The following is a 15,106-nucleotide window of genomic DNA, read 5'->3' as shown; positions in this document are numbered from 1 at the left end:
CTATTAGACAAAAAGGAGGGTTTCGTATGATTCATGTACCATCCAGGCTGACTGGTGAAAGCTTTTCACTTTACCATTTAGAAGAGACGATGAAGCCGCTCGGCTATGTCATTAATGGTAACTGGGATTACGATCACGGATACTTTGATTATAAAATTGATAATCGTGATGGCTATACCTTTCTCAGAGTTCCTTTTACAGCCGAAAAGGGCCAGCTGGATCAGCCAGGCGTTGTGGTGAAACTGGGAGATCCATTTCTCTTAAAGCATGTCTATCAAGATAAGTTAGATGATCATGCGATGGTTGGAAATGTGGGAGCATCCTTTAATCAATTCCAAGAACCAAAAGAGAAAGATGGAGATGTATCAAAAGCTTATACTGAGATTGGCTTTTCGCTCGTCAAGGAATTAGAAGACGCACTGCTTTAAAGGCTGATCAGTTCATCCTCAGGATGAAGCTCATAATCAAAGGGAGGATTCATCATGGGTCCTTCTTTTTTTTGTACACCGACAATGATCACATGATGCTCTAAAAAATGATGGAGCGCTGTTAAGAATGTTTCTCCGGCTAACGAAGCTGGAACCGGTATGATGGTGATCTGTTTATGCAAGGTCATATGACGTTTTTTCTTTAACGCTTTGAACTGTTCCTTTAAAAGAAAATGCTCGACCATTAAATGATTGACTGCATCAGAGGTATGAATGACTTGATTGGCGCCAGCCCGCTCGGCATTTTTCACGTAACGATCTGTTAAAATTTCAATTAAACAGTAGAGTGAAGGGTTTAATCCTTTTGCTGCAAGTAATGTTAAAACACTCTGCATATCAGCTGTCACTTCATTCTCGTGCTGATCTGCGGTAATCATCAGTGCATCTGCACCTGAAATATTGGCTTTGCGAAGTGTGCCATCTTCGGTGCCATGCCCTTTAATAAAATGAACATTCTCTAGAAGCGGCCCTTCCTTCAAGGAATCATCAATTAGCACAATCGGCATAGCTGGATCAATCGTTTGAAATGACTGAAGCAATTTGTTCGTTTTTTCATTCCAACCGACGATAATGAGATGTCCTTTTCCTTTAAACGCGACCTTCCCTTCTACATAATGGTGCTGCTTGCTGAACACAGCGGCAGCGAGTGTGGCAAAATAAGCCGTGACAAAGCTTGCCCCGATCAGAATCAGCGCCATACCTGCGATTTGTCCGGGAATGGTTTGCGGCACAAAATCACCATAGCCGACCGTCGCGACTGTAATGAGAGCCCACCAGATCCCATCAAAGATCGTATGATACTGCTTCGGTTCAAGCAAGACGATTAATTGTCCAAAAAAAAGAAGCAAGAAACAGATGATGATGGCAATTCGAAGATAGAGAGGCCACCTTAGCCAAGCAATAAAGATACGGTTTGATTTCATTGGACTCTTCCTTTCAGGAGACTGCTAATGTCAGTATGCCCGATTGAGGAAACATTTTTTCATCTTCGTCATGTAGATCCCATATCTTAAAATAAGAGAGAAGAAGGAGGGAATGCGAATGTCGTTCGTTCAAAAGACCGTACTTCTTTTTATCGGCGCTCACTTTTTATCATCAGCTGTGATCTTACTTGTGTTTGATTTAAATGCTGTCAATCATTTTATGAATGATTTTTCATGGCTGCACTTTTTTCAAGACCTATACGGAACGGTGACCTTTTATACAGCATGCTTAGGTGTGTTCTTCTTTTTCATTGGCGTGGTGATCCCCCTTAAAAAGACCTAGTGCTTTTTTCTGTACACGTTACATAAAAGTCATTAAAATTGTAAATAAATATATAAAATAAAAAGGAAGCTGATGAGCATGCTGTTTTTTTATTTTTTAACTTTTGCCGCATTGGGATTATCATTTTGGGCACAATTTAAAGTAAAGAATAATTTTGAAAAGTATTCAAAGGTTGAAGCATCCAGTATGAAAACAGGTGCGGAAACCGCTCGACATATTTTAGATCGCAACGGGTTATACGACGTGCCTGTTGAACCGGTAAGAGGAACTTTGACTGATCATTACGACCCGACGCAGCGTGTGGTTCGCTTATCTGAACCTGTGTACTACGGCCATTCCATTTCGGCCATTTCAGTCGCATCACACGAGGTTGGACATGCCTTGCAGCATCAGGAATCCTATGGTGCGCTTGTCTTGAGACATAAGATTTTTCCTGTCGTGAACTTTGCATCTGGCGTTGCCCCGCTTCTTTTCCTTGGTGGAATCTTACTTGGCAGCCTTAACTTAATCGGGCTTGGGATCATTTTGTTCTCAGCGGCTGTGTTCTTTCAGCTTGTGACATTGCCTGTCGAGTTTAATGCAAGTTCTCGTGCGAAAGATATCATTGTTTCAGAAGGAATCATTAGAAGCAGTGAAGAAAGAGGCGTGAACAAGGTGTTAAATGCTGCCGCTCTTACGTACGTCGCAGCAGCCCTTGTCTCCTTGTTTGAATTGCTCCGTTTTGTAATGATCTTCCTAAATGGCCGTAATGATTAATTGATGCCAGAGGAGGTGAGCCCTTACCGTTGTTAGGTAAGGGTTTTTTTGTATATTTTAAACGTATTTTTAGTCATATTACTCATTGCTGCGACAGCGTTTTTTGTTGTCACTGAATTTGCGATTGTGAAAATTAGAGGCTCTAAAATCAATCAGCTGATTGAAAGCGGTGATAAGAGAGCCATTCACGTACAAAAGCTCATATCAAATCTCGATGAATATTTATCCGCCTGTCAACTCGGTATTACCATTACCGCTTTAGGCTTAGGGTGGCTGGGCGAGCCGACGGTGGAGCATTTTCTGCATCCACTGTTTGAGGAGTTGGGGCTTCATTCCGCATTAACCGACATCCTATCGTTTATCATCGCATTTGTGATCATTACGTTTTTACATGTCGTTGTGGGAGAACTGGCGCCTAAAACGATTGCCATTCAAAAGGCAGAGGCGGTCAGCCTTGTGACAGCAAAGCCACTCATCTTTTTCTATAGAGTCATGTACCCGTTTATTAAAGCATTAAATGGATCTGCGCGAGGCATTGTGAAATTATTCGGTTTTCATTCTGTCAAAGAACATGAAGTGGCGATCAGTGAGGAAGAATTGCGTCTCATTTTATCTGAAAGCTATGAAAAGGGTGAGATTAACCAGTCTGAGTACAAATATGTGAATAAAATTTTTGAATTTGATAACCGAGTGGCGAGAGAGATCATGATTCCTCGTACAGAAATTTCAGCCATAGAGATTGAACAGACGCTTGAAGACGTGACACATTATATGCTGAACGAAAGATACACACGCTACCCCGTCATTAAAGAAGACAAAGATCATGTGATTGGTGTCATCAATAGCAAAGATGTGTTTAAGGCGAGTTTCCTGAATCAAGATGTGACGATTGAAGACTTAATGCGTCCTGTGATACGAGTGATTGAAAGTACGCCTGTTCAAGAATTGCTCATTTTGATGCAAAAGGAACGAATTCATATGTCAGTGCTCGTAGACGAATATGGAGGAACAGCCGGACTTGTCACAGTAGAGGACATATTAGAGGAAATCGTGGGCGAAATTCGAGATGAATATGATCAGGATGAAACACCTCATATCGTCAAAAAAGGTGACTTCCACTATGTAATGGATGGGAAAGCCTTGATTGATGAAGTAAATGATTTATTGGATTTAGCCATTGAGAATGATGATGTTGATACAATTGCTGGCTGGATGATGACACATAAATTTGATATTGAGATTGGAGATACGATTGAAGCAGAAGGCTGTGAATTTACCATCATAGATGCAGAAGACCATCATATTCGGACCATTGACATCAAAAAGGTCCACTTTTCCTAAAAACCTCGTAACACTTGACGAGGTTTTTTTACTTGGTAAACTTTAGGTGAGATAATGCCTTCTACCGATAAACAGTGATTGACTTCACATAAAAAGGGTATGGTTTGATAGAAATGACAAAAAGGAGCCGCTCATATGAAAAAAATTAATGTACAAACAAATAGACGCGATGAGATGATCGACGTGACGAATGAGGTCCATCAATATATCAAGGAAACAGGTATTCAAAACGGAACCGTCATTGTCTACTGTCCTCATACGACAGCAGGGATGACCATTAATGAAAATGCGGACCCAGATGTGAAACGAGATATGCTCCGCCGGCTTGACGAAGTCTTTCCGTGGGAACATCCGAAGGACCGCCATATGGAAGGAAATACAGCCGCACATATGAAAGCGAGCTTTATGGGTGCTACGCAGCATATTCTCATTAATCATGGTGATCCTGTCCTTGGCACATGGCAGGGAATTTATTTCTGTGAGTTTGACGGGCCGAGACATCGCCATTTTTATATACAGGTATCATCAAACGAGTAAGAAATGGGGGAAATAAATGGGGGATATCACGAAATTACTGCAAATCAAATATGGGATTATTCAAGCGCCAATGGCAGGAGGTGCCGTGACACCTCAGCTGGCAGCCGCTGTTTCGCAATGCGGAGGACTTGGCAGTTTGGCAAGTGGATATGTGCAGCCTGACCATTTGAGGCAGCAGATCAGACAGGTCAAACAACTGACAACTCGCCTGTTTCAGGTCAATGTATTTGTACCAGAGCCAATTCCTGAAGTCAAAAAAGAGGATGTGGCATTTTGGGAGAAGAGACTGCCAGCACGACCAGTAGCCGATAGACTGCCGAGCGAAGAGGAATTGTGGAATGATTTTGAACAGAAAATCAACATTCTTTTGGATGAGGACGTACCGGTCGTTTCCTTTACCTTCGCTTGTCCAAACGAACAAACGATACATCGCTTTAAACAAAAGGGGATCTTTTTAATTGGAACCGCCACAACAAAAGAGGAAGCACTGCTTTTAGAGGAAAAAGGGATGGATGCCATTGTTCTGCAAGGAAGTGAAGCAGGGGGTCACCGAGGTACCTTTTTACCTGCAAAAGGAGATGCCCTGATGGGACTCTTTAGCCTGATCTCTGACGTCAAGCCGCTTTGTCATGTGCCATTGATCGCCGCAGGCGGGATTACAGATCGAGCAGGTGTGGAAGCCGCTCTAGCACTTGGAGCGGATGCGGTGCAAATCGGCACACGATTTTTAGCCAGTCAGGAAAGTGCTGCGGCAGACATATACAAAAAGGCGATTTTACAGGCAGCAAGCAGTGAAACAAAGATCACGAAGCTTTTTTCTGGAAAAAGAGCAAGAGGTATTGTGAATCAGTGGATGGAGGAAGAAAGACAGAATGAAGATAGGGTTCTTCCTTATCCGGTTCAGCATGTATGGACGACACCGATGCGAAAAGCAGCTGCGGCGGCGGGAAACCCTGATCAAATGGCTCTTTGGGCAGGACAGGGCGTTGGCCGTATTCACTCGATTTTAACCGTTGAGGAGATCATGCATGAACTGACGCACATATAAAATCATGTTGGGGGGTGTGAAAGGGTGGACATCTTAAAACATTCATACCGAAAAAAAGGACAAATTGAATTTTGGTTTGATGAATTTCCGCACTCTCCTGCCGTCCTTACGCCCATTCGTCATTACTATTTTGTTCGTTATGTAAAATGGAGCCGGCACGATCCGCCGGTCACAAGAAAAGACTTAGAAAAAATGGAGCTCCTTGCGAACACGATGCTTGGCACGCTGCAAGATTATCGAAAGCGCAAGGCATATAAAAGCCCCTTGTCATAACCACTAGACAAGAGGCTTTTTTTAGCTGCCGAACATTTGCCTGAGATAAATCACATCCATCCGGGTGGTCTGCGGCAATAGATAAGCAGATTGAACAGCACCTGGCCGCCTTCTCTTATTCAATTTGTCGATAATTTCTGCCGCTGTTAAAATCCCAAGTCCATGTCCGTAATATTGATCTTCTCCTAAGTAAATCACATTTTCCCCGCGCCACTGTGACTGCTGATAGCTAAATTCTGGATTCTCGAAATATAAGCAATCCCCATAGATAAAGTCATTCCCGCGCTCTGTATAAATCGACAATGTATCATAATGCCAGTCATACAGAGTTAGACTGCGAAGCCTTCGGTTAAACTTCTCGTCCCCTACCGTTTGCAAGACGCCCATATAAAACACGATGACAATGGCGGTGGCACATTCAAATGCATATTGTGAGCCATTTTCAAAAATGTCTTTAATGCCTCTAGATGGTTCGACTTGATAGCGCAGCTCTAGTGCTCCTGCTTCAGATACGCGCCAAAAGGCGTCATTTGCACGAGACCTTTGAAAGATGGCAAATGAGGCACCACTTTTATGCAAATCTCTTGCAGCATTCATAATGTTCGATCTCAATGTAACCTCAAATAACAAATCAGATGCTTGCCTGTAGCGGAACGTATCATTTGAGGCTTGTAACTGCATCAAAATGATCCGCTTTTGTCCCTCTAGCTGAAATGAAGCCAGCTGCTCATTTGTCACTGGCTGTCCTGAAAGGATAATCATATGAAAAGCGCCCCCTTTTGTATTAGCGTATGCAGGGTGCTTGGGCAAGGAATCAATTTGTGTAAATAAACAAAAAAGCATCCTTTTTATTTGAAAAACATGAAAATAATATGAAGCTGTCCGATATATAACATATCGTTTAAAAGGAGGAAAAACATGAAAAATGCAATAAAATGGTTGAAAAAACCATCGATTTCTAAGAGACTGATTATTTCATTCACTCTCGTTCTTGTCTTGCCAATTATTACACTCAGTACGATTTCATATCAGATTGCCAAAGAAGAATTAGATCATGAAATCATGTACGGAGCAAAAGCAAGAGTCAATGAACTGAATGACATGATCCAGCAAAAGCTGATGAATAAGGAAAACGCAGTAAAACTCTTTACTGAAACAGCTACTGCTGCAGACTTTAAAAAGAACAACCAGGACAAGCTGTATGAGCATTTTGAGATATACAGCAAAATCAATGAAGATGATGTGGTTGGGTTTTATGCAGCAAGTAAAAAGCGTGACTTCATTCAGTTTCCTAAAGTAGATATGCCAAAAGGCTATGATCCAACAACGCGCGATTGGTACCAACTAGCTATGCAGGATGATAGTGGTAATCCAGTTGTCACCAATCCATACATTTCTGCCACAACAAACGGCATGGTTGTCACGATTGCCCAGCGCCTGAAGGACGGGGCGGGAGTGATCGGAATCGACATTGATGTGCAAGACATTGTCGATAAAATAAAAGAGATTAAAATTGGACGAGAAGGATACCCAATTATTGCGAATAAAAACAAGCAAATTGTGGCCCATCTAGAAGAAAAATCAGGATCTAAGGTTACTGAAAATATTTCATCTATCCTTTACAGCGGAAAAGAAGGAACATCAACTTATGAGAATAAAGGAGAACAAAAGCGTCTCGTTTTTGTGACAAATGATTTAACAGGTTGGAAAATTGCTGGAACGATGTTTGTATCAGAAACAGAAGAAGCAGCACAGCCAGTTTGGAATTCTGCCATTATTCTTTTAATTTCTTCTTTTATCCTTGGCGGTATTGCGATCTTCTTTATCGTTCGCTCCATCACAATTGGACTTCGAAAGCTTGTTGATTTCTCAGAAAAGGTGAGTGATGGTGATTTAACCGAAACCCTTGAAACCAAATCGAAGGATGAAATTGGAGATCTCACAAGAAGCTTTAGCAAAATGAGTGAATCCCTTCGTGACGTCATTCGAGCGGTACAGCAATCTGTCGACAATGTGGCTTCCGCTTCCGAGGAGCTGACGGCAAGTGCCAGCCAAACAAGTCAAGCAACTGAACATATCACGATGTCGATTGAACAATTTTCAAATGGAAATGAAGCACAAAACGAGAAAGTCGAATCTAGTACGAATCAGCTTGTGGCAATGAATGAAGGATTACAAGGCATGTCACAAACGTCATCAGAAGTGGCTACTGTCTCACTTCAATCGACAGAGGCAGCTGGTCAAGGCGGCCGAATAGTTGAAAGCACAGCGAGCCAAATGAAACATATTGATACATCTGTACAAGAAGCAGAACAAGTCATGAAGCAATTAGAATATAAGTCTAAAGATATTACGAGCATTTTAAATGTCATTAACGGCATTGCAGATCAAACGAATCTTCTTGCGTTAAATGCAGCCATCGAAGCAGCAAGAGCAGGCGAATCAGGACGCGGCTTCTCTGTCGTGGCAGAAGAAGTGAGAAAATTAGCTGTCCAATCGGCAGACTCAGCGAAAGAAATAGAAAAGCTCATTCAAGAAATTGTGTTAGAAATTGCTAAATCTCAAGATATGTTCAAAACGGTCAATCGAGAAGTACATGCAGGACTTGGTATGACAGAAGAAGCAAAAGAAAGCTTCCAGAACATTTATGAGGCGGCAGAAGGAATGTCGAAAAAACTGACGCAATTAAACGATACAGCCATTGATCTATCGAGCGGTTCGAAGCTAGTTTCACAAGCTATGCAGGAGATGCGTCAAGTCTCTAGAGAAAGTGCTGCAAACATTCAGGACATTGCGGCTTCTGCTGAAGAGCAACTGGCCTCTATGGAAGAAATATCATCTTCTTCAGTGACACTTTCTAACATGGCAGAGGAACTAAAAGAGCTCACAAGTCAATTTAAAATTGATTAAATAATGATGAAAAAATACCCAGAATTGTCTGGGTATTTTTTTTATATTTTAAACATCGTTTTCAGCCTGTAAAAATAAACCTTTCATCCGATAATAACTTTAGAGAAGTAAAGGGGGAAAGAGAAAATGGGGAAAATGATTCAATGGTTAAAAAAACCATCCATTTCAAAAAAATTAATTATTGCCTTTTTGGTAGTCCTTATCCTGCCAACCACTGCACTGACAATTAGTGCGTTTTTTACATCAAAGACAGAGCTAGACAAACAGATTATGGGCAGTGCGATGAGTCAAGTCAATGCATTTGATACTTTAATCAATGAGAATATAGGAAACAAAGCAGATGCTGTGGCTCTGTTTACAGACTCACTCAAAGCGTCTAATCTTCAAGAAAAAAATAGAAATGCGACCATCAAAGAATTGCAGCAATTTGGAAAAATTAATGAAAAAGATGTTTCTGCTATCTATGCAGGCTCCGAAAAGGGATTGTTTATGCAATATCCAGTTCAAAAGATGCCTGATGGCTACGATCCAAGAGAGCGTCCATGGTATCAAGAAGCGCTCAATGCAGAGAACGGTAAACAAGTCATCACAAAACCATACGTAGCAGCCTCCACAGGCAAAATGGTCATCACGATTACTCAAAAAATGAAAGATGGGTCAGGTGTTATTGGACTTGATATGGAAATTGACACCCTGATTCAAAAGTTAAAAGAAATCAAAATTGGGCAAAAAGGCTATGCCTTCATCATGGAGAAAGATAAAACAGTTTTAGCAGATCCGACCCAAAAGCCAGGAAGTCAGGTCAATGAGAATCTAGCAAATATTATTTATCAAAACAAAGAAGGAAACGGCAGCTACACACTCAAAGGAATAGATAAAAAGGTTGCGTATGTGACCAACGAATTAACCGGCTGGAAAATCGGTGGAACGATGCTCGTATCAGAAGTAGAAGATGCAGCAAAGCCCGTTTTCAATACAGCCCTTATTGTGTTCAGTGTGACACTTATCGTAGCAGGTACCCTCATCTTCTTTATCGTCCGCTCTATATCTAAAAGATTATCCAACCTTGCCCGCTTCTCGAAAAAAGTCAGCGAAGGTGATTTGCGCGATAAGCTTCAGATCCAATCAGATGACGAAATTGGCCAAGTTGGGAAAGGCTTTAATACAATGATTGACTCATTAAGAACCCTCATTGGTGCCGTCCAAACCTCAGTCGAAAATGTCGCTTCTTCATCAGAAGAACTGACCGCCAGCGCAGGGCAAACAAGTAAAGCAACAGAGCATATTACACTAGCCATTGAACAATTTTCCAATGGAAATGAAAGTCAAAATGACAAAGTCGAATCCAGCTCAGAAGAGTTAGATGAAATGAACCGTGGCCTTCAGCACATGAATGAGTCGGCTGAATCCATTACTGCTTCATCGATCAAATCAACAGATATCGCAGGGGAAGGCGGACAGCTTGTCGAAAAAACCGCTTCTCAAATGAATGTCATTGATCAGTCCGTGAAAAAAGCAGAGAATGTCATCAGCGCTCTTGAAAGTAAATCAAAAGACATTACACAAATTCTAGGTGTCATCAATGGTATCGCCGACCAAACGAATCTACTTGCGCTAAATGCAGCAATTGAGGCAGCAAGAGCTGGGGAATCTGGCAGAGGCTTCTCCGTTGTAGCAGAAGAAGTAAGAAAACTGGCTGTTCAATCAGCCAATTCGGCGAAAGAAATCGAGAATTTGATTAAAGAAATCGTTCAAGACATCGATGTATCACAGGAAGTATTCACTGCAGTGAATCGAGAAGTTCAATCAGGCCTAAGCTTCACTGAACAAACAAGAGTCAGCTTCCACAATATTTTCGAAATGACAAAAGAAATTTCTGACCAGCTGCAAACGATGAATCAAACGGTTATCCAGCTTTCAAATGGCTCTGCACATGTGTCAGAGGCTGTCCGTGAGATTGCAGACGTCTCACGTGAAAGCTCCGCAAACATTCAAGACATTGCGGCTTCAGCGGAAGAACAGCTCGCATCTATGGAAGAAATCAGCTCCTCCTCTGCTACGCTTTCATCAATGGCAGAAGAATTGCGTGATTTGATCAGCAAATTTAAAGTCGAATAGACAAAATGAAAAGAGCCCTTCAGCTAAAGGGCTCTTTTTCAATTGAATAAATCAAAAGAAATAGGTAAATTTACTCATTTTAATTAGATTTCGAACATTACCCCTTGAAAAATAATTCATATTACCTAAGAATAGAAGTGAAATACCACAAATCATAATTCAAAAGGAGTAGAATCATGAAAAAAATCAACTTTTTTAAGCATTTTACAATGTCCAAGAAATTAATTACTGCATTCTTAGCGATTCTCCTAGTGCCAATTCTCGTATTGGCAGCATTTTCTTATGAAGTGGCATCAAAGTCTCTCAATAATGAGATTATGTCTAGTGCTGCAAATGGTGTTCAGCAATTAAACGAACTCATTAATAAAGATGTACAGCCTAAAATTGATATCGTTTCTTATTTATCGAAATCGGTGAAAAAGAGTGAATTGACTTCTAAAAATAAGGATTTACTCAAGGTGAAATTAAAGCAATTATCGGAAACAGACGAAGATGTTGTGGAAGTATTCATTGCAGATCAAAATGGTAAACTAACCGAATATTCCGAGATTCATAAAGGTAGTGAAGCGAGTGCAAAAAACGAACCGTGGTTTCAACAATCGATGAGAGATGAGAAACTCATCATTTCAGATCCTTTTGCCGACAAGTCATCAGATGACCTGCTCATCAGAATATCAGAACAGCTAGCAGATGGTTCTGGTGTGATTGGAATCAATGTGCGCTTGAACACGATCGTGAAAGATACAAACAGCATCAAAATAGGCAAAGAAGGCTATGCGTTTGTCGCGACTTCAGATCAGCATTATATTGCCCATAAAACAGACAAGCCTGGGGCGAAATTGACAGGTGATTTCATCACGAAATTGTATGCTAAAAAACAAGGCAGTTTCAAATATGAATACAAAGGACAGCCGAAGCAAATGTTCTTTGACACAAATGAAGCAACAGGCTGGAAGCTTGCTGGAACCATGTATGTGGACGAAGTCCAAGAAGCTGCACAGCCAGTACTCGACTTAACAATGATCATACTGGCAGTTGCGATTGCCATAGGCGGAATCGCGATTTATTTTATTATTAAATCAATCCGAAAGCCACTGATAGAACTCTCTGAATCGGCTGAGAAAATCAGTCAGGGTGATCTGACCCAGCACATTGAAGTTCGTACGCACGATGAAATCGGCAAGCTTGCGCAGAGCTTTAACGAGATGTCAGCTAAGCTGAAACAAGTCATTCAAGCTGTTCAAAATTCCATCGAAAATGTGGCCTCCTCTTCTGAAGAATTAACAGCAAGTGCGGGACAGACCGCTCAAGCGACTGAGCATATCACATCATCTATTGAACAGTTCTCAAACAGCAATGAACATCAAAATGATATGATCGAAAAAAGCTCAGTCCAGTTGAACGAAATGGATCGCAGCTTATCCCATATGGTCGATACGACCTCTCATATGATGGAATCGTCGATTGATTCAAGCAAAACGGCTCAGGCCGGTGGAGAACTTGTTCAAAAAACAGCAGGGCAAATGCAAACCATCGAGCAGGCAGTGAAAGAAGCAGAGCTTGTGATTCAAGGCTTAGAGCAGAAATCAAAAGATATTACGAACATTCTGGGTGTCATTAACGGCATTGCCGACCAGACCAATCTCCTAGCTTTAAATGCTGCGATAGAAGCCGCTCGGGCAGGAGAAGCAGGCAGAGGTTTCTCTGTTGTTGCAGAAGAAGTTCGTAAGCTGGCAGAGCAATCCGGAAGCTCTTCAAAGGAAATTGAAAGCTTGACGAACGAGATTGTAGAGGAAATTAAAAAATCACAGAACATGTTTAAACAAGTAGCAGGTGAAGTACAATCTGGATTAGACATTACAGATGAAACGAAAATCAGCTTTGAGAAAATTACCGATAAAACATCAGAAATGACAGAACAAATGAAACAAATGAACGGAACGGCTAAAGAACTCTCGCATGGCTCAAATGATATTTCACATGCGGTGAATCAAATTAAAGAGCTTTCACGAGAAAGCTCCGCAGGCTTCCAAGATATCGCAGCATCCGCAGAAGAACAGCTGGCATCTATGGAAGAGATCAGTTCCTCCTCTGCTACGTTATCTCAGATGGCAGAAGAGCTAAGAGAGCTCATTAAACAATTTAAAATATAAGAATATAGGGAAGCACCTGACGTTTTGGCGTCAGGTGTTTTTTCCATTCAATACATATAATTTGGGTATTTTGGTCTTATTTAGACTTTAATAAGTTAAAAAAGTAAAGAACATAGTAGTACTTCCGATATATATACTATCTTACTAAAAGGAGTTTTCTTTTTTATGAAATTCATACAGTATTTCAGGAAGCCATCTATTTCAAAAAAGCTCGTATTCTCTTTCTTATTTATTCTCTTATGCCCAATCATTGTGTTGGCATTCTCTTCATATCATACGGCGAGTACTTCTTTGAATGATCAAATCATGCAAAGTGCAAAGGAGAACGTCGAGCAGCTAGATAAAAATATTACGAAGGTTGTGAAAGTGAAAACAGACGCAGCCGATTTCTTTAGCAAATGGATCACGGAGAAAAAGCTTAAGCAAAAAGGCACGACAGATATTCAAGGACGGTTTGAGCAGTTCATGAGTATGAATGATGACACAGAAGGCATTTTTGTCGCTTCAAGTGATGGCAAAGTGTTTTCAAGATATCCTAATAAAAAAATGCCTGCTGACTATGTCGCAACGGAGCGGGATTGGTATAAAGACGGCTGGGAGAAAAACGGAGAGCTGTCTGTTTCAGCACCGTATCCAACAGCTTCCACAGGTACGCTTGTGGTCACCATCTCTAAAAAGTTAGAAGACGGATCAGGAGTCATTGCAATGAACCTAGACATTGCGAATCTAGTAAAAGAATCAAATAGCATAAACATTGGGAAACAGGGTTATGCCTTTATCGGAAGTCCGGATCGTACCTTTGTTGCCCATCCTACGAAAAAAGCGGGAACAAAATTATCTGGTGAATGGCTAGAAAAGCTTTATTCACAAGATGAAGGTTCTATGAGTTATATGTTTGAAGGAAAAGAAAAGCAAATGGAATTCACCACAAACAAAGCGACTGGCTGGAAAATTGTCGGTACGATGTTTGTGACAGAAGTAGAAGAAGCTGCACAGCCAGTCTTTAACATGGCCGCTATCATTTTAGCTGGCGCGCTCATCATTGGCGGGATTCTGATCTTCTTGATCATCCGTTCCATTACAAAACCACTATCTATACTTGTCTCTTCTTCAAAGAAAATCAGTGAAGGAGATTTAACAGAAAAAATTGATGTCCGGTCAAAAGATGAAATTGGACAGCTAGGCACAAGCTTTAATGAAATGAGTGAATCATTAAGAGATGTCATCCAAGCTGTACAAACATCTGTAGAAAACGTGGCTTCTTCATCTGAAGAACTGACAGCAAGCGCAGGTCAAACAACAAAAGCAACCGAACATATTACATCATCTATTGAAACATTCTCAAACGGCAACGAAAATCAAAGCGAAATGGTGGAGCAAAGTGCGGCTCATTTAAAACAAATGAATGAAGGTCTGAACGAGGTCGCAGAAACATCTGATGTCATCGCAGCATCATCTATTCAATCAAGAACAGTCGCGGAATCAGGCGGACAGCTTGTGGAGCAAACCGTTGGCCAAATGAAGACGATCGACCATTCAGTGAAAGAAGCTGAAGGGGTGATCAACGGGCTAGAGCATAAATCAAAAGACATCACAAACATCCTAGGCGTGATTAACGGCATTGCGGATCAAACGAATTTACTTGCACTCAATGCAGCTATTGAAGCAGCACGTGCAGGTGAGTCAGGCAGAGGCTTCTCTGTTGTCGCAGAGGAAGTACGTAAACTTGCAGTTCAATCATCAGATTCAGCAAAAGAGATTGAAAAGCTTGTGAAAGAAATTGTATCTGAAATCGAAACATCTCAAAATATGTTTAAATCAGTGAATGAAGAAGTGAAGAATGGTCTTTCCATTACAGATCAAACGAAAGAAAGCTTCTCACAAATTAATCAGCAAACAGCGGAAATCGCTACAAGAATGAATGAAATGAATACAACAGTACGCGAGCTTTCAAAAGGATCTGAGCAAATTTCTAAAGCAGTGAATGAAATTGCAGATGTATCACGAGAGAGTTCAGCAAGCATCCAAGATATCGCTGCATCTGCTGAAGAGCAGCTTGCTTCTATGGAAGAGATTAGTTCTTCCTCTACGACTCTTTCCCAAATGGCGGAAGAATTACGTGATTTAATTAAAAAATTCAAGATCAGTGAATAAGATCAAGTGGTTCTCCTCAAGGGGAACCGCTTTTCTTTTTAAGCGGTCATCTCGTACAATAG

The 15,106-nt window shown here is 41.1% G+C and carries 13 protein-coding genes and 2 pseudogenes; 13 read left to right on the top strand and 2 right to left on the bottom strand.

The annotated features are described in order from the left end of the window. Positions 1 to 26: 26 nt before the first annotated feature. The gene (locus tag MHH41_RS14325) at positions 27 to 428 is read left to right on the top strand and encodes a YugN-like family protein (RefSeq protein ID WP_003212880.1); all 402 of its coding nucleotides are present in this window, start codon (positions 27 to 29) and stop codon (positions 426 to 428) included. On the opposite strand, the gene MHH41_RS14320 is transcribed toward MHH41_RS14325, so the two are convergent. After that, a complete protein-coding gene (locus tag MHH41_RS14320) occupies positions 425 to 1,411 on the bottom strand; it encodes a potassium channel family protein (RefSeq protein WP_050944029.1) in 987 nt (328 codons plus the stop codon). The genes MHH41_RS14325 and MHH41_RS14320 overlap by 4 nt on opposite strands. A gap of 118 nt (positions 1,412 to 1,529) precedes the next feature. Between MHH41_RS14320 and MHH41_RS14315 the strand changes: the two genes are divergently transcribed. From MHH41_RS14315 to MHH41_RS14290, 6 genes are all read left to right on the top strand, one after another. Continuing rightward, a complete protein-coding gene (locus MHH41_RS14315; RefSeq protein WP_335353050.1) occupies positions 1,530 to 1,754 on the top strand; it encodes a hypothetical protein in 225 nt (74 codons plus the stop codon). 81 nt (positions 1,755 to 1,835) lie between these two features. Further along, positions 1,836 to 2,510 (top strand): zinc metallopeptidase, encoded by a 675-nt coding sequence (locus MHH41_RS14310; protein ID WP_041816317.1) that lies wholly within the window; start codon positions 1,836 to 1,838, stop codon positions 2,508 to 2,510. A gap of 48 nt (positions 2,511 to 2,558) precedes the next feature. Next, the gene (locus MHH41_RS14305) at positions 2,559 to 3,851 is read left to right on the top strand and encodes a hemolysin family protein (protein ID WP_284907286.1); all 1,293 of its coding nucleotides are present in this window, start codon (positions 2,559 to 2,561) and stop codon (positions 3,849 to 3,851) included. A gap of 135 nt (positions 3,852 to 3,986) precedes the next feature. Next, positions 3,987 to 4,388: a secondary thiamine-phosphate synthase enzyme YjbQ gene (locus MHH41_RS14300; protein ID WP_212045479.1), complete on the top strand. Its 402-nt coding sequence runs from the start codon at positions 3,987 to 3,989 to the stop codon at positions 4,386 to 4,388. A 16-nt stretch (positions 4,389 to 4,404) separates the two neighbouring features. Further along, on the top strand, positions 4,405 to 5,436 hold the full coding sequence (locus MHH41_RS14295) for an NAD(P)H-dependent flavin oxidoreductase (RefSeq protein WP_335353051.1): 1,032 nt from the start codon (positions 4,405 to 4,407) through the stop codon (positions 5,434 to 5,436). Positions 5,437 to 5,460: 24 nt separating this feature from the next. Further along, on the top strand, positions 5,461 to 5,709 hold the full coding sequence (locus MHH41_RS14290) for a hypothetical protein (RefSeq protein ID WP_050944026.1): 249 nt from the start codon (positions 5,461 to 5,463) through the stop codon (positions 5,707 to 5,709). 21 nt (positions 5,710 to 5,730) lie between these two features. Here MHH41_RS14290 and MHH41_RS14285 read toward each other — a convergent pair whose 3' ends face one another. Then, positions 5,731 to 6,471 carry a protein-glutamine gamma-glutamyltransferase gene (locus MHH41_RS14285; RefSeq protein ID WP_044140789.1) on the bottom strand — a complete coding sequence of 247 codons (741 nt, stop codon included), beginning with the start codon at positions 6,469 to 6,471 and terminating at the stop codon, positions 5,731 to 5,733. A gap of 156 nt (positions 6,472 to 6,627) precedes the next feature. On the opposite strand from MHH41_RS14285, the pseudogene MHH41_RS18925 reads away from it, so the two are divergent. The 6 genes and pseudogenes from MHH41_RS18925 to tlpB form a co-directional block, all read left to right on the top strand. Then, positions 6,628 to 7,677, top strand: a pseudogene (locus MHH41_RS18925) (cache domain-containing protein); the annotation flags it as partial. Continuing rightward, positions 7,669 to 8,619, top strand: a complete 951-nt coding sequence (locus MHH41_RS18920; RefSeq protein ID WP_372706104.1) for a methyl-accepting chemotaxis protein — start codon at positions 7,669 to 7,671, stop codon at positions 8,617 to 8,619. The pseudogene MHH41_RS18925 and the gene MHH41_RS18920, both read left to right, overlap by 9 nt. Positions 8,620 to 8,745: 126 nt before the next feature. Further along, a pseudogene (locus MHH41_RS18915) lies at positions 8,746 to 9,792 on the top strand (cache domain-containing protein); the annotation flags it as partial. Continuing rightward, positions 9,787 to 10,737: a methyl-accepting chemotaxis protein gene (locus MHH41_RS18910; protein WP_436232234.1), complete on the top strand. Its 951-nt coding sequence runs from the start codon at positions 9,787 to 9,789 to the stop codon at positions 10,735 to 10,737. The pseudogene MHH41_RS18915 and the gene MHH41_RS18910, both read left to right, overlap by 6 nt. 176 nt (positions 10,738 to 10,913) lie before the next feature. Continuing rightward, positions 10,914 to 12,890, top strand: a complete 1,977-nt coding sequence (locus MHH41_RS14270) for a methyl-accepting chemotaxis protein (protein ID WP_340866476.1) — start codon at positions 10,914 to 10,916, stop codon at positions 12,888 to 12,890. A 165-nt stretch (positions 12,891 to 13,055) separates the two neighbouring features. After that, positions 13,056 to 15,044: a methyl-accepting chemotaxis protein TlpB gene (gene tlpB / locus MHH41_RS14265; RefSeq protein WP_050944022.1), complete on the top strand. Its 1,989-nt coding sequence runs from the start codon at positions 13,056 to 13,058 to the stop codon at positions 15,042 to 15,044. Positions 15,045 to 15,106 lie beyond the last annotated feature (62 nt).

The sequence above is a fragment of the Bacillus sp. FSL K6-1145 genome, assembly GCF_038003425.1.
GTDB lineage: Bacteria > Bacillota > Bacilli > Bacillales > Bacillaceae > Bacillus > Bacillus pumilus.
This window is presented reverse-complemented; position numbering and strand designations above follow the sequence as displayed.

What these genes read in the sequence shown, in the direction of transcription:
- MHH41_RS14295 (WP_335353051.1), top strand. Translation starts at nt 4,405, where the DNA reads ATGGGGGATATCACGAAATTACTGCAAATCAAATATGGGATTATTCAA.
- tlpB (WP_050944022.1), top strand. Translation starts at nt 13,056, where the DNA reads ATGAAATTCATACAGTATTTCAGGAAGCCATCTATTTCAAAAAAGCTC.
- MHH41_RS14270 (WP_340866476.1), top strand. Translation starts at nt 10,914, where the DNA reads ATGAAAAAAATCAACTTTTTTAAGCATTTTACAATGTCCAAGAAATTA.
- MHH41_RS14320 (WP_050944029.1), bottom strand. Translation starts at nt 1,411, where the DNA reads ATGAAATCAAACCGTATCTTTATTGCTTGGCTAAGGTGGCCTCTCTAT.
- MHH41_RS18920 (WP_372706104.1), top strand. Translation starts at nt 7,669, where the DNA reads ATGAGTGAATCCCTTCGTGACGTCATTCGAGCGGTACAGCAATCTGTC.
- MHH41_RS14285 (WP_044140789.1), bottom strand. Translation starts at nt 6,471, where the DNA reads ATGATTATCCTTTCAGGACAGCCAGTGACAAATGAGCAGCTGGCTTCA.
- MHH41_RS14300 (WP_212045479.1), top strand. Translation starts at nt 3,987, where the DNA reads ATGAAAAAAATTAATGTACAAACAAATAGACGCGATGAGATGATCGAC.
- MHH41_RS14325 (WP_003212880.1), top strand. Translation starts at nt 27, where the DNA reads ATGATTCATGTACCATCCAGGCTGACTGGTGAAAGCTTTTCACTTTAC.
- MHH41_RS14315 (WP_335353050.1), top strand. Translation starts at nt 1,530, where the DNA reads ATGTCGTTCGTTCAAAAGACCGTACTTCTTTTTATCGGCGCTCACTTT.
- MHH41_RS18910 (WP_436232234.1), top strand. Translation starts at nt 9,787, where the DNA reads ATGATTGACTCATTAAGAACCCTCATTGGTGCCGTCCAAACCTCAGTC.